13 protein-coding genes are annotated in these 18,118 nt (G+C 65.0%); all 13 read left to right on the top strand.

The features are described from left to right. The 13 genes from nuoF to prsT all read left to right on the top strand — a co-directional run bounded on the left by nuoF (nt 1) and on the right by prsT (nt 17,282). Complete coding sequence (nuoF, locus tag THSYN_RS24615) at nt 1-1,284, top strand: NADH-quinone oxidoreductase subunit NuoF (RefSeq protein WP_100922575.1); 1,284 nt, start codon at nt 1-3, stop codon at nt 1,282-1,284. A gap of 43 nt (nt 1,285-1,327) precedes the next feature. Beyond that, on the top strand, nt 1,328-3,703 hold the full coding sequence (gene nuoG, locus THSYN_RS24610) for an NADH-quinone oxidoreductase subunit NuoG (RefSeq protein ID WP_100921471.1): 2,376 nt from the start codon (nt 1,328-1,330) through the stop codon (nt 3,701-3,703). 6 nt (nt 3,704-3,709) lie between these two features. Next, complete coding sequence (nuoH, locus tag THSYN_RS24605; protein ID WP_100921470.1) at nt 3,710-4,744, top strand: NADH-quinone oxidoreductase subunit NuoH; 1,035 nt, start codon at nt 3,710-3,712, stop codon at nt 4,742-4,744. Nucleotides 4,745-4,787: 43 nt separating this feature from the next. Then, the gene (nuoI, locus tag THSYN_RS24600) at nt 4,788-5,279 is read left to right on the top strand and encodes an NADH-quinone oxidoreductase subunit NuoI (protein ID WP_100921469.1); all 492 of its coding nucleotides are present in this window, start codon (nt 4,788-4,790) and stop codon (nt 5,277-5,279) included. A 168-nt stretch (nt 5,280-5,447) separates the two neighbouring features. After that, the gene (locus THSYN_RS24595) at nt 5,448-6,092 is read left to right on the top strand and encodes an NADH-quinone oxidoreductase subunit J (RefSeq protein ID WP_100921468.1); all 645 of its coding nucleotides are present in this window, start codon (nt 5,448-5,450) and stop codon (nt 6,090-6,092) included. Nucleotides 6,093-6,096: 4 nt separating this feature from the next. Continuing rightward, on the top strand, nt 6,097-6,402 hold the full coding sequence (gene nuoK / locus THSYN_RS24590; protein WP_100921467.1) for an NADH-quinone oxidoreductase subunit NuoK: 306 nt from the start codon (nt 6,097-6,099) through the stop codon (nt 6,400-6,402). 84 nt (nt 6,403-6,486) lie between these two features. Then, nucleotides 6,487-8,493, top strand: coding sequence for an NADH-quinone oxidoreductase subunit L (gene nuoL / locus THSYN_RS24585; protein WP_100921466.1), 2,007 nt, complete (start codon nt 6,487-6,489; stop codon nt 8,491-8,493). A 22-nt stretch (nt 8,494-8,515) separates the two neighbouring features. Continuing rightward, nucleotides 8,516-10,093 carry an NADH-quinone oxidoreductase subunit M gene (locus THSYN_RS24580; RefSeq protein ID WP_100921465.1) on the top strand — a complete coding sequence of 526 codons (1,578 nt, stop codon included), beginning with the start codon at nt 8,516-8,518 and terminating at the stop codon, nt 10,091-10,093. 64 nt (nt 10,094-10,157) lie between these two features. Next, nucleotides 10,158-10,331 carry a hypothetical protein gene (locus tag THSYN_RS24575; RefSeq protein ID WP_157817911.1) on the top strand — a complete coding sequence of 58 codons (174 nt, stop codon included), beginning with the start codon at nt 10,158-10,160 and terminating at the stop codon, nt 10,329-10,331. 5 nt (nt 10,332-10,336) lie between these two features. Beyond that, nucleotides 10,337-11,773 (top strand): NADH-quinone oxidoreductase subunit NuoN, encoded by a 1,437-nt coding sequence (gene nuoN / locus THSYN_RS24570; RefSeq protein WP_100921463.1) that lies wholly within the window; start codon nt 10,337-10,339, stop codon nt 11,771-11,773. A gap of 280 nt (nt 11,774-12,053) precedes the next feature. Continuing rightward, nucleotides 12,054-12,929 (top strand): 4-hydroxy-tetrahydrodipicolinate synthase, encoded by an 876-nt coding sequence (gene dapA, locus THSYN_RS24565; RefSeq protein ID WP_100921462.1) that lies wholly within the window; start codon nt 12,054-12,056, stop codon nt 12,927-12,929. A 55-nt stretch (nt 12,930-12,984) separates the two neighbouring features. After that, nucleotides 12,985-14,181, top strand: coding sequence for an outer membrane protein assembly factor BamC (gene bamC, locus THSYN_RS24560; RefSeq protein WP_236848675.1), 1,197 nt, complete (start codon nt 12,985-12,987; stop codon nt 14,179-14,181). A gap of 224 nt (nt 14,182-14,405) precedes the next feature. After that, the gene (gene prsT / locus THSYN_RS24555; RefSeq protein WP_100921461.1) at nt 14,406-17,282 is read left to right on the top strand and encodes an XrtA/PEP-CTERM system TPR-repeat protein PrsT; all 2,877 of its coding nucleotides are present in this window, start codon (nt 14,406-14,408) and stop codon (nt 17,280-17,282) included. Nucleotides 17,283-18,118: the final 836 nt, after the last annotated feature.

Below are 18,118 nucleotides of genomic sequence, written 5' to 3'. Positions count from 1 at the left end.
ATGGCCGTCAATCACGACACCGTTTGCTTTCGCACCATGCACCTTCCGGTCCATGAGCGCCATACCCTGGCGGCCTATCGCGGCCTGGGGGGCTATGCGCAATGGGAGCGTATCCTGCGCGAGCGGGTGGACCCGGCGGGCGTCATTGAGGAGTTGAAGCTCTCCAACCTGCGCGGGCGCGGCGGCGCCGGCTTTCCGACCGGGCTCAAGTGGAGCTTCATGCCCCGCACGGCCCCGGTGCAGAAATATATCGTCTGTAATTCGGACGAGGGCGAGCCTGGGACCTGCAAGGATCGCGATATCCTGCGTTTCAATCCGCACCAGTTGATCGAGGGCATGGCCATCGCGGGCTATTGCATCGGGGCCACCGTGGGGTACAACTATATCCGCGGCGAGTTCTACGAGCCGATCGAGCGCTTCGAGGCGGCCCTGCGGGAGGCCTATGCGGCGGGACTGCTCGGGCGCGACATCCTGGGTACCGGGGTGGATTTCGACCTCTACACCCACCTGGGTGCGGGCGCCTACATCTGCGGGGAGGAGACGGCGCTCCTGGAGTCGCTGGAGGGCAAGAAGGGTCAACCCCGCTACAAGCCGCCCTTCCCGGCCCAGGTGGGTCTCTATGGCAAGCCCACCACCATCAACAATACCGAGTCCCTGGCCTCGGTACCGGTGATCCTGGAGCGCGGCGGTCAGTGGTTCCTGGACCAGGGGCGGCCCAACAATGGCGGGACCAAGCTCTTCTCCATTACGGGGCATGTCAACAACCCCTGTAATGTGGAGGTGCCCCTGGGTACGCCCTTCCGGGACCTGCTGGCAATGGCCGGCGGGGTCAAGGACGGCAAGCCGCTCAAGGCGGTCATCCCGGGCGGGTCCTCGGTGCCGGTGGTGCCCGGTGACATCATGATGGGGGTCGACATGGACTACGACTCGGTCGCCAAGGCCGGGTCCATGCTCGGCAGCGGCGCGGTGATCGTGATCGCCGAGGGTACCTGCATGGTGAAGGTCCTGGCCAATCTGTCCCATTTCTATATGCGAGAGTCGTGCGGCCAGTGCACCCCCTGTCGCGAGGGCACCGGCTGGCTGGCGCGGGTGGTCGGGCGGATCGCCGCGGGCCAGGGCCGCCCGCAGGACCTGGACTTGCTGGACAGTGTCGCCGGGCGGATCGGCGGGCGTACCATCTGTGCCCTGGGGGATGCGGCGGCCATGCCGGTGCAGAGTTTCCTGAAGCACTATCGCAATGAATTCGTGCACCTGATCGAGCACGGGCAACGTTCGAGGGCCTGAGTTTGGCCGCAAGCAATGCAGTTGGCCGCGTAGAGAGACCGCAATGACGGATATGCTCACTATCGAGATCGACGGTCGCGCCTGCGAGGCGGCACCGGGCGAGATGATCATCGCGGTCGCCGACCGCGAGGGGATCTCTATCCCGCGGTTTTGCTACCACAAAAAGCTCTCGATCGCCGCCAACTGCCGCATGTGTCTGGTGGAGGCGGAGCAGGGCGGGCGCCCCTTCCCCAAGCCGGTGCCGGCCTGCGCCACGCCGGTCGGCCCCGGGATGAAGGTCCTCACCCGCTCGCCCAAGGCGATCGAGGCGCAGCAGGGCACTATGGAGTTCCTGCTCATCAACCACCCCCTGGATTGTCCCATCTGCGATCAGGGCGGTGAGTGTGAATTGCAGGACGTCGCCATGGGCTACGGTGGCGACCAGTCGCGCTACACCGAGGGCAAACGGGTCGTCATGGATGAGGACCTCGGCCCTTTGATCGCCACCGAGATGACCCGCTGCATCCACTGTACCCGTTGCGTGCGCTTCGGGGCCGAGATCGCGGGCCTGCGGGAATTGGGGGCGACCGGCCGCGGCGAAGACGTGCGTATCGGTACCTTCGTCGCCCACACCCTCGCCCACGAACTCTCCGGCAACATCATCGACCTGTGTCCGGTGGGGGCGCTCACCTCCAAGCCTTACCGCTTCACCGCCCGCGCCTGGGAACTGACGGACGCGTCCGCCATCGCGCCCCATGACGGGGTCGGTTCCAACCTGCGGCTGCATCTGCGCCGCGGTCAGGTGATGCGCGTCCATCCCCACGATAACGAGGCGGTCAACGAGTCCTGGATCGCCGACCGGGACCGCTTCAGCTATGTCGGTCTCAACGGCGCCGACCGGCTGACCGAGCCGCTGATCAAGCGCGACGGCGCCTGGGTGGCGGTGGAGTGGACCGAGGCCCTGGCCCTGGTCGCGCAGCGGCTCAAGGCCGCCGACCCGGCCACGACCGGTTGGCTGATCGCCCCCAATGCTACCTTGGAAGAGATGTACCTGGCGCAGGGGCTCGCCCGGGCGCTGGGCTGCGCGAATATCGACCACCGATTGCGTCAGCGCGACTTCCGCGGGGACGCTGCCGACCCGCGCCTGCCCTGGCTCGGGCTCCCGATCGCGGAGCTTCCGGCCCAGCGCTCGGTGCTCTTGATCGGCACCGACATTCGCCAGGAGCAGCCGCTCCTGGCCCACCGACTGCGCCAGGCGGTCCTGGCCGGCGGCAGTCTGGCCCTGGTCAATCCCTACCGACTGGACCTGACGCATCCTGCCGACCAATTGGCGGGCGGACCGGCCGGGATGCTGGACAACCTGGCCGCCATCGCCAACGCCTTGGGTGACGGTGGGTTAGGGGCGCTGAAGGGTATCATCGCCCGTGCCGCGCCCAGCGCCGAGCATCAGGCGGTCGCCGATTCACTCAAGTCTGCCGGGGCAAACGGCGCGGGCCTGATCCTGCTCGGCGCCTTGGCGGCGGCCCACCCGGACTACAGCCTGCTCAAGGCCCTGGCCTACCGGATCGCCGCGGCCGCTGGCTGCAAGGTCGGTTACCTGCCCGCCGCCGCCAATAGCGTCGGCGCCTATCTGGCCGGGGCTCTGCCCCAGGTCCAGCCCGGGGGTCGGCCAGCCGACCCGGTCGGCCTGCCGGTCGCGGAGATCTTGGCCGCGCCGCACCGCACCCTGGTCCTCTGGGGCCTGGAGCCGGCCTATGACCTGGGCAATCCGGCCCAGGCCGTGGAGTCCTTGGCCCAGGCCGACTTTGTGGTCGCCGCCAGTGCCTTTCGCTGCCCCTCACTGGAGTCGGTGGCCCAGGTCTTGCTGCCCATCGGCGCCTTCGCCGAGACCTCGGGGACCTTCGTGAACGGGAGCGGGACCTGGCAGAGCTTCCAGGGGGCCGTGGCGCCCCCGGGCGCGGCCAGACCCGGTTGGAAGGTCTTGCGGGTCCTCGGCAATCTGCTCAATCTCAAGGGCTTCGAGTACCTGGACACAGCGGCGATCCGCACCGAACTGGCGGCCCTCTGCGGCGATGCCCGCCCGGACAACGGGCCCGCGGCGGACTTCGACGCCGCGCCCGCGGGCCTTGGCGAGGGCCTGATCCGCATCGGCAATGTGCCGACCTACGCACTGGATGCGCTGGTGCGCCGCTCGCCGCCCCTGCAGCGGACGCCGACCATGGGGACCTTCGGCGCCTATCTGAACGCGGCACAGGCGGCCGACCTGGGTTTGGCGGCGGACGCTGCCGTCGTGGTGTCGCAGCAGGGGGCGGCGGTCCATACCCGGGTCCTGATCGATGATCGTGTGCCGCCAGGCTGTGTGCGCATCCCGGCGGGCGTCCCGGGCAGTGAATCCTTGGGCGATCAGATCGCCCCCGTCAGCATCCGGCGTGAGGAGTAGGGGCCAATGATCGAACTGTGGAATGCCCTGCCGCTGCTGATCCAGATCCTGCTCAAGATCATCGTGATCGTGCTGCCCTTGCTGGGCCTGGTCGCCTATTACACTCTGGCGGAGCGCAAGGTCATCGGCTATATGCAGGTGCGGATCGGGCCCAACCGGGTCGGCTGGCGCGGCCTGCTCCAGCCCATTGCCGATGCACTCAAGCTGATGATGAAAGAGATCGTGGTGCCCACCCAGGCGGACAAGACGCTCTTTGTCATTGCGCCCCTGATCTCGATCGTCCCGGCCATCGCCGCCTGGGCCGTGTTCCCCTTCGACGCGACCCTGGTGGTGGCGGACATCCATGCGAGTCTGCTCTACATCCTGGCCCTGTCCTCGCTCGGGGTCTATGGCATCATCATCGCCGGCTGGGCCTCCAACTCGAAATACGCCTTACTCGGGGCCATGCGCTCCGCGGCCCAGTTGGTCGCCTATGAGATCGCCATGGGTTTCGCCCTGGTGGGGGTCCTGGTCGCGGCCGGGAGTCTCAATCTGGGGGACATCGTGCGCGCCCAGACCGGCAACGTCCTCACCTGGTTCTGGCTGCCGCTGCTGCCGCTCTTCGGCGTCTATGTGATCGCGGGTGTGGCCGAGACCAATCGCGCCCCCTTCGACGTGGCGGAGGGCGAGTCCGAGATCGTCGCCGGCTTCCACGTCGAATACTCCGGGATGGGGTTCGCGGTGTTTTTCCTGGCCGAATACGCCAACATGATCCTGATCTCCGCCCTGACGGCGCTGCTCTTCATGGGCGGCTGGCTCTCGCCGCTGCCCCAGTCCTGGGTGCAGGGGGTCTTCCCGTTGGATGACGGGTTCCAGTGGCTGCTGCTCAAGACCTTTTTCATCATGTTCGTGTTCCTGTGGCTGCGCGCGACCTTCCCGCGCTACCGCTACGACCAGATCATGCGCCTGGGCTGGAAGGTCTTCATCCCGATTACGATCGTCTGGATCCTGGTGGTGGCGGGCGGCGTCGTTGCCAAGCTCCCGCCCTGGTGGTCCGCCTGATGTCATACCTGTTGCCACACCAGCCCCCCCGGGAGCGCGCGCAATGCTGAAGACGGCACGCACCTACCTCCAGAGCCTGTTCCTGCTTGAGTTGTTCAAGGGGCTGCGGGTCACGGGGGCCTATTTCTTCAAACGTAAGTTCACCGTCCAATACCCGGAGGAGAAGGCGCCCCTCTCGCCGCGGTTCCGCGGTTTACATGCGCTGCGCCGCTACCCGAATGGCGAAGAGCGCTGCATCGCCTGTAAACTCTGCGAAGCGACCTGCCCGGCGCTTGCCATCACGATCGAGTCGGAGCCCAGGGAGGATGGATCGCGGCGCACCACCCGTTATGATATCGACCTCTTCAAGTGCATCTACTGCGGGTTCTGCGAGGAATCCTGTCCGGTGGACTCGATCGTGGAGACCGGGATCTGCGAGTACCACTTCGAGGAGCGCGGCGGCAACGTCATGACCAAGGACAAACTGCTTGCCATAGGCGACCGCTACGAGGCGCAGATTGCCGCCGCCCGCGCCGCGGATGCGCCTTACCGATGAACCTAATCGAACCGCAGCGACGCCGAGCGCCTGGGGTGGACCAGTGCCGTGCGGTCTACCAGCCCGCGGGGCCGGCGGTGGACCGCGGCCCGCGCCGACCCGGTGCCCCTGCCCGGCAGGGTGCGGCGCGCCTTATCCACCCTCCAACCGACTCCTTGGGATGGCGCCATGGGCTTTGAGAAGTTTCTCTTTTACTGCTTCGCGGCCATGACGGTCGCCGCCGCGGCGATGGTCATCAGTCGGCGCAATCCCGTCCATGCGGTATTGTGGATGGTGGTCGCCTTCGTGAGCAGTGCGGCGCTGTGGATCCTGCTGGAGGCCGAGTTCCTTGGGATCGTCCTGGTCCTGGTCTATGTCGGTGCCGTGATGGTGCTGTTCCTGTTCGTGGTCATGATGCTCGATATCGACATCGCCACGCTGCGGGCCGGCTTCATCAGGTATCTGCCGGTCGGTGCCCTGGTTGCCGCGGTGATGCTGATCGAGATCGTACTGGTCGTGGGGCCGGCCCATTTCGGGCTGGCGCAGTTCCCCGCGCCGGCCCCCGCCGGGGTCGCCGTCAACAACACGCACGACCTGGGGATGTCGCTCTACAAGGACTACGTCTATCCTGTTGAACTGGCCTCCGTCATCCTCCTGGTGGCGATCGTCGCCGCCATCCGTCTGACGCTACGGTGGCGGCCCGACAGCAAATACATCGATTCGGCGCGGCAGGTGCGGGTGAAGAAAGGGCCCGACCGCCTGCGGATCGTAAAGATGGCCTCGGTGGGCCCCGCCGAGATGCCTGCGGCGAGCCTGGCCGAAACCAAGGAATAGCCCTATGATCGCACTCTCCGACTATCTGATTCTGGGCGGCATCCTGTTCTCGATTGCGGTCGCGGGGATCTTCCTCAACCGCAAGAACGTGATCGTGCTACTGATGTGCATCGAGTTGATGCTGTTGGCGGTGAACACTAACTTCGTCGCCTTCTCGCACTTTCGCCATGACATCACGGGCCAGGTCTTCGTGTTCTTTATCCTCACCGTGGCGGCGGCCGAGGCGGCGATCGGGTTGGCGATCCTGGTGGTCCTGTTCCGCAACCGCGGCACCATCAACGTCCAGGACCTCGACTCTTTGAAAGGCTAGTCCTGTTAATCCTGTCCATTTTTTTCAAGTCACGACCAATCTGTCCGTCCTGCCGCGTAACGCAGACAAAGAGCGAATCAAGAGATGGCGAATGTCTATCTGATCATCGTGCTCGCGCCCCTCATCGGCGCCATCGTCGCCGGCTTCTTCGGCGGGCGGATCGGGCGGCGGGGTGCACACTCGGTGAGTATCCTGGGGGTGGGGATCTCAACCGCCCTGTCGTTCTTTGCCTTGGCGCGCTTCGCCTGGGGCGACGAGCCGGTCTACAATGCGGCGCTCTACACCTGGATGGTCTCCGACGGTATCCGTTTCGAGGTCGGGTTCCTGGTGGACCGCCTCACCGTCCTGATGATGGCGACCGTGACCTTCGTCTCGCTCATGGTGCATGTCTACACCATCGGCTACATGGCGGATGACGAGCACAACTGGCCCCACGACTCCAAGGCCGGCACCCACAGTTACCAGCGCTTCTTCAGCTATATCTCGCTCTTCACCTTCGCCATGCTGATGTTGGTGATGGCCAACAACTTCATGCAGTTGTTCTTCGGTTGGGAGGCGGTGGGCCTGGTGTCCTATCTGCTGATCGGCTTCTGGTCGGTGCGCGAATCGGCGATCTTCGCCAACCTCAAAGCCTTCCTGGTCAACCGCGTGGGTGACTTCGGCTTTCTCCTCGGGGTCGCTGCGGTCGCCATGTATTTCAATTCCATGGACTATGCGCAGGTCTTCGAGCGGGCGCCCGCGCTGGCCGATACCCAGGTCGATCTGTTCGGGGGCGTCTCACTGATGACCCTGATCTGCGTCCTGCTCTTCATCGGCGCCATGGGCAAGTCGGCCCAGGTCCCCCTGCATGTGTGGCTGCCGGACAGCATGGAGGGTCCGACGCCGATCTCCGCCCTGATTCATGCCGCTACCATGGTGACGGCCGGTGTCTTCATGGTGGCGCGGATGTCGCCGCTCTTCGAGTTGTCCGACGCCGCCCTCTCATTTGTCCTGATCGTCGGCGCGACCACGGCCCTGTTTATGGGCTTGATCGGGCTGGTCCAAGACGATATCAAGCGCATCATCGCCTACTCCACCCTGTCTCAGTTGGGCTATATGGTGGCGGCCCTGGGTGCCTCGGCCTACGCGGCCGGCATCTTCCACCTGATGACGCACGCCTTCTTCAAGGCCCTGCTGTTCCTGGCCGCGGGTTCGGTGATCATGGCCATGCATCATGAGCAGGATATCCGCACCATGGGCGGCCTGCGCAAGTACCTGCCCATCACCTGGATCACCGCCTTGCTCGGGTCCCTGGCCCTGATCGGGTTCCCCGGTTTCTCCGGGTTTTTTTCCAAGGATGCGATCATCGCAGCGGTCAGCCATTCCGAGATCTTCGGTGCCGGGTATGCGAGCGCACTGCTGACCTACGGGGTCCTGATTACCGCCTTGTATTCCTTCAGGTTGTACTTCCTGGTCTTTCACGGTAAGGGGCGCATGGACGAGCACACCCGTGGACACCTGCACGAGAGCCCCTGGGTCGTCACCGTGCCGCTGATCCTGCTCGCCATTCCATCGGTGGCAATCGGCTGGTTCACGATCGAGCCCCTGCTGGTGGGCGACTGGTTCAGTTCGGGAACTTGGCATCCGATCGTCGTCAGTCCGGCACACGACACCCTGCGTCACCTGGCCGAGCACTGGCACGGGTCATGGGCCCTCGTGCAGCACGGGATGCACGAATTGCCGTTCTATCTGGCCATGGGAGGGCTGGGGGCGGCGGCGGCGATCTGGTGGCTCCTGTTCTGGCTGAGTCCCGCGATCGACGACCGGCTGCAGGCCCTCGGCGGTCCGGTGACCCGGATACTGAAGGACAAGTACGGCTTCGACGACTTCAATCAGCGCGTCTTCGCCGGTGGCGGTCGGGCGCTGGGCAACGCGCTGTGGAGCGGCGGCGACCAGGTGCTGATCGACGGTGCTGTCGTCAATGGCTCGGCCCGCTCGGTGGGGCGGCTGGCCGAGGTGACGCGCCACCTCCAGACGGGCTATCTCTATCATTACGCCATCGCCATGATCGTCGGGCTCGTGGGCCTGTTGACGATCTTCGTGACCCTCTGACCGGACCAGGAGACGCAAGACGATGGAATCGGGTTTCCCCCTGCTGACATTGACGATCTGGCTGCCCATCCTGGGCGGCCTCGCGGTACTCGCGAGCGGCGATCGGGACAGCGCGCTGAGCAAGAAAATCGCGCTGGCGGTGGCGGTACTGACCTTCCTGGTCAGTCTCGGCCTGTGGCTCGGGTTCGACCCGGCCACGGCGCAGATGCAGTTCGTCGAGTACAGCCCCTGGATACCGACCTTCGGTGTCTTTTACTACCTGGGCGTGGATGGGATCTCCATGCCGCTCATCGTGCTCACCACCTTTATCAGTATCTTTGTGATAGTCGCCGGCTGGGACGTCATCACCTACCATCCGTCCCAGTATATGGCGGCGTTTCTGATCATGGAGGGCGTGATGGTCGGCGTCTTCTCGGCGCTCGATGCGGTCCTGTTCTACGTTTTCTGGGAGGCGATGCTGATCCCGATGTTCATCATCATCGGGGTCTGGGGCGGGCCGAACCGCGTCTACGCGACCATCAAGTTCTTCCTCTTTACCTTTTTCGGCTCGGTGTTCATGCTCGTCGCCCTGATCTACCTGTACTTCCAGGCGGGCAGTTTCAGTATCCTCGATTTTCAGGCGCTGGAACTGGGCATGACGCCCCAGGTGTTGATCTTTATCGCCTTCCTGCTCGCCTTCGCGGTGAAGGTTCCGATGTTCCCGGTGCACACCTGGCTGCCGGATGCCCATGTCGAGGCCCCGACCGGCGGGTCGGTGATCCTGGCCGCCATCATGCTCAAGATTGGCGGCTACGGCTTTCTGCGCTTCACCCTGCCCATTACCCCGGACGCCAGCGCGTCGCTGGACTGGCTGATCATCGCCCTGTCGCTGATCGCCGTGGTCTACATCGGGTTCGTTGCGCTGGTGCAGCAGGACATGAAGAAGTTGATCGCCTATTCTTCAATCGCGCACATGGGGTTCGTGACGCTCGGCTTTTTCATCGTGTTCGCGATCCTGCGTCATTCCGGGACCAGTACCGGCGCGGTGATGGGGATCGAGGGCGGGATGGTCCAGATGATCTCTCACGGATTCATCTCCGGGGCCCTGTTCCTGTGCGTCGGGGTCCTCTACGATCGGATGCATTCCCGGCAGATCGCCGACTACGGCGGGGTGATCAACACCATGCCCTGGTTCGGCGGCTTGCTGGTATTCTTCGCCATGGCCAACGCGGGCCTGCCGGGGACCTCCGGCTTTGTCGGTGAGTTTATGGTCATCCTGGCGGCCTTCCGTGCCGATTTCTGGTTCGCCTTCCTGGCCGCCACGACGCTGATACTGGCCGCCGCCTTCACCCTCTGGATGGTGAAGCGGGTGGTCTACGGAGAGGTCAAGAATGAGCGGGTGGCCGCGCTCCAGGACTTGAACCGCGGGGAGGTGTTCAATCTCGGCACCCTGGCGGCGGCGGTCCTGTTGTTCGGCCTGTGGCCCGCGCCCCTGGTGAACGTCATGCACGCCAGCGTCGAACACCTGGTCGCCCAGGTCAGCATCTGCAAGCTGCCGCCGGAGCAGGCGGGTTCCTGCCGACTGAGCAGGTCGGCACCGGTGGCGTCGCTGGCGCCCTAGGTAACGAGTCAAGAGCAAGTTAAACACGGTCGTTGTCGTTGTCGTAATCGTAATTGGAGAAGCGATGCACTTTGGGGCTCGAGAGAATCCGGGGTGCTACGGGAACCTCGATTACGACAACGACAACGATAACCTCGACAACGACAACGACAACGACAACGACAACGTCCCAACTGACTGGTATGCCTCATTCCCATCGGCAGGGAACGGCGAGCCGGTCGACCGTAGCTACGGATGACCCCCATGCCATTTGACTCCGCCAATCTGATGCCCATCCTGCCCGAGGTCGCGATCCTCGTGACGGCCTTAGTGGTGTTGGTCGTTGACCTCTACCTCAAAGATGCCGACAAGGGCGTTAACCATGTCCTGGCCCTCCTGGGGCTGGTGGTTGCAATCGGCCTGACCGGTTGGGTGGGCGGGGGTGAGCGGACTCTGGCCTGGGACGGCAACGTGGTGCGTGATGCCATGAGCGATCTCCTCAAGGGCGCGGTGCTCATCGTCTCCGCGTTCGCCTTCATCTATGCCCGTCCCTGGCTGAAGGATCGCAACCTGTTGGTGGGCGAGTTCTACGTGCTGGGACTCTGTGCGGTGCTCGGCATGTTGGTGATGATCTCCGCCAACAGTTTTCTGACCCTCTATCTGGGGCTGGAACTCCAGGCCCTCTCGCTCTATGCGCTGGTCGCCTTCGATCGTGACTCCAAGATCGGGCCCGAGGCGGCCATGAAGTACTTCGTGCTGGGGGCGCTGGGTTCGGGGATGCTGCTGTACGGCGTATCCATGATCTACGGGGCGACCGGCTCCATCGAGCTCGGGGCGGTCGCGCGGGCGGTGGTCGCCGCGGGCAGTACCGACCAGGTGCTGGTCTTCGGCATCGCCTTCCTGGTGATCGGGATCGGCTTCAAGTTCGGTGCCGTGCCCTTCCACATGTGGGTGCCGGACCTCTACGAAGGGGCGCCGACGCCGGTCGCGCTCTTTATCGGTTCGGCCCCGAAGCTTGCCGCATTCGCCCTGGTCGTGCGACTCCTGGTGGAGGGGATGGGTGCGCTGCACACCGATTGGCAGGGGATGCTCCTGATCCTGGCGGTGCTGTCCATGGGGCTCGGCAATCTGGCCGCGATCGCCCAGACCAACATCAAGCGCATGTTGGCCTATTCGACCATCTCCCATGTCGGCTTCGTCTTCTTGGGGCTGCTGGCCGGGTCATCCCAAGGCTATGCCTCCGCCATGTTCTATATCATCATCTATGCCGTGACCGCGGTCGGGACCTTCGGCATCCTCACGATCCTGAGCCGGGAGGGATTCGACGCGCAGCAGCTCGAGGACCTCAAGGGGCTCAACGACCGGGACCCTTGGTATGCGGCCATGATGGCGCTCATGATGTTCTCCCTGGCCGGGGTGCCGCCGACGGTCGGTTTCATGGCCAAATTGCTGGTGCTGGAGGCGGTGGTGCGGGTGGACCTGGTGTGGCTGGCGCTGGTGGCCGTGTTCTTCTCGATCATCGGCGCCTTTTACTATTTGCGGGTGGTCAAGTTCATCTATTTCGACCAGCCGACGACCGCCCTGCCCATCATCACGAGCGGCGGGGTGCGGGCCGCCATGACGGTCAACGGCCTCGCGGTCCTGCTGCTGGGGCTGTTCCCGGCCGCCCTGCTGGGTCTCTGCCAGGCGGCGTTCCGCTAGCCGGGCCTGCCCCGCAAGCGCCTGCGCAGGGCGCAAGCGCTTGCCCAGAGTGACAACAATTGGACAGGATTAACAGGATTTCACGGATCAGGATCGGTATTCTGTTATCCTGCAAGCCCTGAAAAATTCTGTCAATCCTGTCTATTTTCCAGCGTCCGGCCCCCCAGCTTTCCCGTCAACCTGCCGAGCGTTTCGTGGCCGCGGCTGGTCGGCCGGGTTGTTCAGATGCCGGGCGGCAGGCTACTATGGGCTGTTTTTCCACTGACCTGGAGTTTCAAGCATGTTGCGCGGCAGTATCGTAGCCCTGATTACGCCCATGGACGCGGAGGGTGGGATCGATGACGCGAGCCTGAAGCGCTTGGTCGATTTCCATGTGGCGGCGGGGACCCAGGCCATCGTGTCGGTCGGGACGACCGGGGAGTCGGCCACCCTCGACGAGACAGAGCACTGTCAGGTCATTGCCCGCACGGTGGAGTTGGCGGCCGGGCGCGTCCCGGTGATTGCCGGTACCGGGGCCAACTCGACCCGGGAGGCGATCACCCTGACCCGTTGCGCGAAAGAGGCCGGGGCCGACGCCGCCCTGCTCGTTACCCCCTACTACAACAAGCCGACCCAGGAAGGGCTCTATCTGCACCACCGGGCGGTGGCCGAGGCCGTGGATATCCCCCAGATCCTCTATAACGTCCCGGGGCGCACCGCCTGCGACATGCTGCCGGAGACCGCCGGGCGGCTGTCGGAGATTGCGAATATCATCGGCCTCAAGGAGGCGAGCGGCGACCTCAAGCGGGTGGCGATCCTGCGCGCGGCCTGTGGGGAGGGGTTCGCCCTCTACAGCGGCGATGACGCCACCACCTGCGACTTTCTGCTGCTGGGCGGCGATGGGGTGATCTCGGTGACGGCCAATCTGGCGCCGCGCCTCATGCAGGCGATGTGTCAGGCCGCGCTCGCGGGTGATCGCGCCGGTGCCCGTGCGCTGGATCAACGTCTCGCCGCACTGCACCGGGACCTGTTCGTGCAGTCCAATCCGATCCCGGTAAAATGGGGGGCGGTCGCGCTGGGGCTCTGCGGGATCGGGATACGGCTCCCGTTGACCTGGCTCTCGGAGCAACACCACACCCGTGTGCGTGCCGCCCTGGAACAGGCCGGCGTCCTGTGAAACGGGTCGGCGCCTGCGCGTTGCGCATCGGTAATCCTCTGAGAGGCCCAAGACCTTGAGATCTTTGTGTGTCCTGGTCGGCCCTGCCGTCCTGTCGATCCTGTCATTGCTGGTTGTCGCTGGCCTCGGCGGGTGCGGCATGTTGAAGGAGGCGCTGCCCGACCAGGGCCTCGCCTACCAAAAAAGCCGCCAGGCGGAGGAAAATCTGGAACTGCCGCCGGATCTCAAGGGCGCCAGTTTCGATGATGCCATGGACGTCCCGCCGATCGCGGGCGGTGCCACCTATTCACAGTATGCGGATGGGCGGGCGCAGCGTCGGCAGGCAAGTACGTCCGGTGCCGGTGCCATCCTGCCCACGGTGGAGAACGTGGAGTTACGCCGCAGCGGTGACTCCCGCTGGCTCGAGGTCCAGGCCGCCCCGCAACAGGTATGGCCGCGCGTGGTGGCGTTCTGGCGGGAGCAGGGAATCCTCCTGGTGGACCAGAATCCGACGGTTGGGGTGATGAAGACGGACTGGATAGAGAACCGTGCCGAGATCCCACAGGGTTTCCTGACGCGGATGTTCCGCAAGGTTGCCGACGGTCTCTATGCCACCTCGACCCGCGACCAATACAGCATTCGCATGGAGCCCGGGGCCAAGGGGGCGGGCAGTACGGAGGTGCACCTGACGCATCGTGGAATGGATGAGACGCTGGAGACCGGCACGCTGGGCGACAGCAAGCGCACGGTCTGGCAACCCGGCAAGAGCGATCCGGGCAAGGAGGCCGAGATGCTGCGCCGCCTGATGCTGTTCCTCGGCGCCCCCGAGAAGAAGGCGGCGGCGGCCCTGGCAGCGACGGCCCCGCAGACCCGAGGTACGGGTCCGGCCGCGAGCGGGGGCAGTGCCCGTCTGGTAGGCGAGGGCGCAGGCGCACAACTGCTGATCCCAGAGGACTTCCAACGCGGTTGGCGCATCACCGGCGCGGCCTTGGATCGGGCTGGATTCGCCGTCAAGGATCGTGACATGAGCCGGGGGGTCTATTACGTCCGCTATCAGGACATGGATGCCGGCGCCACCCCGAAGGCGCGCGGTTGGGGTGAGCGGCTGGCCTTCTGGCGCAAGGCGGACATCGATCGACTGAAGGAATACCAGATCAAGGTCGAGGGCAACGACCGTGAGACCCGGGTCAGCGTCGTTGACCCCAGCGGCGCTCGCGATAGCGCAAGCTCCGCCGGGCGCATCCTCGCCTTGTTACAGGAACAGATGAAATAGCGGGCCTTGGCCAGCGCATCACTCAGGCATTGAAGGCCATGCCAGTTGGCTGGAAATGGACAGGATTAACAGGATTTCGCAGGATTAACAGGATTTTCGGAAGTGCCTATGGCAGACACCGCGACCCTCTTAATCCTGTCAATCCTGAACAATCCTGTTAATCCTGTCCAAGTATTTTCTGACCGCTGCCGACCCGCTGGCGTGACTCAAGGGTGAATTTGTCCATGAATCCACGCACCCGTTTGGCGTCTATCCTGTTGTGTTTGGCCCTGTTCGGTGGGGCCTGTGTTGCGGTCGCTCAGTCGGCGGGCGAGTCCAAGGGGCGTGCCTCCGCGCTGTACGAGAAGGCGCTGGTCGAATTCAACCTGGGCCAGACGCGCGCGGCCTATATCCACCTCAAGAACGCCCTGTTGCAGGACCCCTTTCTGCTGTCCGCCCACCTGCTGCTCGGCAAGATCTACATCCAGCTCGGTCAGGGGGACAAGGCCGAGAAGGAACTCCTGATCGCCGACGGGCTCGGGGCGCACCAGTCCTTGACCCTGATCCCGTTGGCCCGTGCCTACCTGTTGCAGGGCAAGGCCGAACAACTGCTGGCCGAGTTGTTCCCGCTTGGTACCCTGGTCGAAGAGGACGCCGAGTTGCTGGCCCTGCGCGGCCAGGCCTCCCTGCAACTGGAGCAGTTCTACGATGCGCAACGCTCCTTCACCCAGGCCTGGGAGAAAAACCCAAACAACGTCAGTGCTGTGCTGGGGCGCATCCATGTCCTGCTCCTCAAGGGCGACCTGAACGAGGCGGACTTCTATGCCCGTCGCGCCGTGGAGTTGGCCCCGGAGAACCCGCACGCCTGGTTTCTCAAGGGCAGCCTGACCCGCGGCCTCGGCGATACCGCCTCGGCCCTGCGTGACTTCGAGCGTGCCGTGCAGGCCCTGCCGGCCTATCTGCCCGCCCAGATCGCACGGGTCAGTGCCCTGCTCGAGCTGGGGCGGCTCGAGGCCGCGCAGGCGGCGGCCGAGGAGACCATCAAGCTCTATCCCCGCGATCCGCGCACCCTGTACCTGAAGGCGGCGGTACAGGCGCGGCGCCAAGCCATGGACGAGGCCAGGGAGACGCTGAAACAGACCGAAGCCCTGATCTTCCAGTTGCCGCGCGAGCTGATCGAAGGCCATCCCCCCACCCTGTTACTGGCGGGCATGGTGACTTACAGCCTGAAGCACTGGGCCCAGGCGACGGCCTATCTGCGTCTGTTCCTTGAGAAATTCCCCGATACGGTGGGTCCGCGCACCCTGTTGGCACACATCTACCTCCAGCGGGATCAGTCAGAGGAGGCGGTGAAATTGCTCGAACCGGCCTTGGGCTTGGCCCCCGGGGATCAGCAGGTCCTGTCGCTGCTGGCGGAAGCCAACATGCGCGAACGCCAGTATGTGAAGGCATCCAATTATCTGCAACAGGCCGCCGCGGCCGGTGACGACAACCTGGTGTTGCGTACGCAGCGCGCCGTCAATCAGTTCGGGCTTGGCCGCAAGGCGCAGTCGATCGAGGAGCTCGGGGCCGTTTTTGGCTCCAATCCCGAGTACGAGAACGCCGGTGCGACCCTGGTGGTCGTCGACCTCAAGGAGCGCCGTTACGACGAGGCCGTCGCCGCCGCACGCACCCTGCTGCAGGGCAGTCCAGACAATCTGAGCTACCTGAATCTCTACGGTGTTGCCCAGTTGGCGGCAGGCCAGCCGGAGGCCGCCCGCTGGGCCTTCAATCTCGCCCTGGCCCTGGACTGGCGCTTTGTCCCGGCGCAACTCAACCTGGCGGAGTTGGAGTTGCGCGAGAAGCGGCCGGAGGCCGCGCGTGAACGCCTGCGCCTGGTGCTGGCCCGCAACCCCGATCAGGTCTCCGCCATGCTGATGCTGGCCCGCGCCTTCGATCAGCAGGGCGACCATGAGCAGGCCAGGGACTGGGCGCAACGGGCCGTCGGTGCGGACCCCGGCGCGGTCCCGGTGGCCGTCTACCTGACCGACCTGCTGCTGAAAATGAAGCGTTCCGAGGACGCCCTCCAGGCGGCGCAATCCATTGAGTTGCGCGCGGCAGACCCTGATGATCTCGCCCTGTTGGCCGCGCTGAGCCGCGCCTACATCGCCAATGGCCGTCGCGCCACGGCGCAGGTGGTATTGACGCGGGGTTCCAGTCTCGCCGGCTACAACGCCGCGAGTCTGCTGGAGATCGCGACCCTGCAACGGCAGGCCGGAGACCTGAACGGTGCCATCTGGTCCTTGGAAAAGGCGGTTTCTGGTCAGCCGCGGTTTCTGCCGACGCGCCTCAAACTGGGCGAGATCTACACCGAGGTCGGCAAGTTCCCCCAGGCTGAGGAGTTGGCGCAGGCGCTGCTCAAGGACTTCCCCAAGGAGCCCTACGGCGAGCACCTGTTGGGGACCATCGCCCGCGCCCAAGGCAAGGATGCGCAGGCCCTGGAGCACTTCACGCAGGCGCTCAAGATGCGTGAGTCCCCCGTGCTCGCGGTCCGCACTTACGAGACCTTGCGCGCGGTTCAGGGCACCGGTGCGGCGGTCGATTTCCTCAAGCGCTGGGTTGACAAACACCCCGACGATGAGATCGCGCGCCAGGCCCTGGCCGAGGGACTGGTACGCGGCGGCCGCACCAACGAGGCCAAAGAGATCTACCAGCGCGTCCTGGCTCGCGCCCCGGACAATGCCACCGCCTTGAACAATCTGGCCCTGGTCTACGCCCGGGAGGGCGGTCCCAAGGCCATCGAGTTTGCCCGCAAGGCCTATGCACTGGTGCCGGCCCCGGAGATCACGGACACCCTGGGTTGGGTGTTGGTGCAGGGCGGTCAGGTCGAGGAGGGTCTGAAGTACCTGCGTGAGGCCCAGAGTCGCGCCGCCGCGGCGCCGGGCGTCGGCTACCACATCGCCTACGCGCTGGAGCGCCTGGGCCGCAAGGACGAGGCACTGCGCGAACTCAAGATCCTGTTCCAGAAGGAGAGTGATTTTCCGGAGCGCGATGCGGCGGTCGCCCTGCGCCGCCAGTTGGAGCCGCGCAACGCGGTTCCCGATGGGCGTCGTGAGCCGGGCCTGGACCCGGTGGCCGAGTAGCTCCGCCCGCCGTTTGCATTCTGCAATGCCGCTTCCCCGGTGCCCTGTCCGGTGGGTCTACCAAGCAGGTCATCCCGGTTAATTAAGCTGCCGCAGACAGGGGTATGGCCCGTCGGGTCGCCTTGATGCGTCCATCCGGTGCCGCCGCGTCCCGCGGAATGTCCGGTTTACGCGACCCCCGCACCTCGGGTCGAGCCGCTGCCTGCCATGGAAATGGCAGCAGTGTCAAGAAGAATCTCGCTGCGCAACGGCGCCGAGTCTGACGCGGCACCCCCCGCCCGGCGCCCGATCCGCCCGCCCATGGGCCGAAATTCGCAAAATGCGAAGCAAACTGTTCGGGTCTGGAAGCCGGACCCGCCCCCTGTCGCGTTCCGGGTGGTGGGCGCGCGGCGTTTCAGGCACTCAGTCAACCCATCGAAGTCAAGTCGTGCCCAGCCTGCCATCCGCAATGTCCGGTGATCGGGCAATCCCCAGTCATCGGCACTTAAGCCCCGCATGTCCGTTTTGTGACGGAATTCGCACGCCGCGCCGGCGGCCGGATCGGGCCTGACCCAGATGGGTTTCCCGGGTCCTTCCGACCCGATCAGGCGGCGGCACGACTTTTGCCTTGTCAACGACAGGGGCGCGCAACCGTGAACGCGCTCACAAATCCAAGGCAAACCAGATGAACGACGCGCACAGCCACTTCCCGTCAGGAGCCCCGCCCCCGGGCGGCCTGACCTGACCCCCAGCCTCCCCGGCGGAGGCACCCCGTCTTTATTTAAGCCCGCGGTGCGCCATCAAGGCGCTGCCACAGACGACTTTTTCCCTGTATTTCTAATGAACTCACCAAGCTA

Origin of the sequence: Candidatus Thiodictyon syntrophicum (assembly GCF_002813775.1) — a bacterium.
GTDB classification, from domain to species: domain Bacteria; phylum Pseudomonadota; class Gammaproteobacteria; order Chromatiales; family Chromatiaceae; genus Thiodictyon; species Thiodictyon syntrophicum.
Note: the sequence above shows the minus strand (reverse complement) of the source record. Positions and strands in the feature narration are given on the sequence as shown.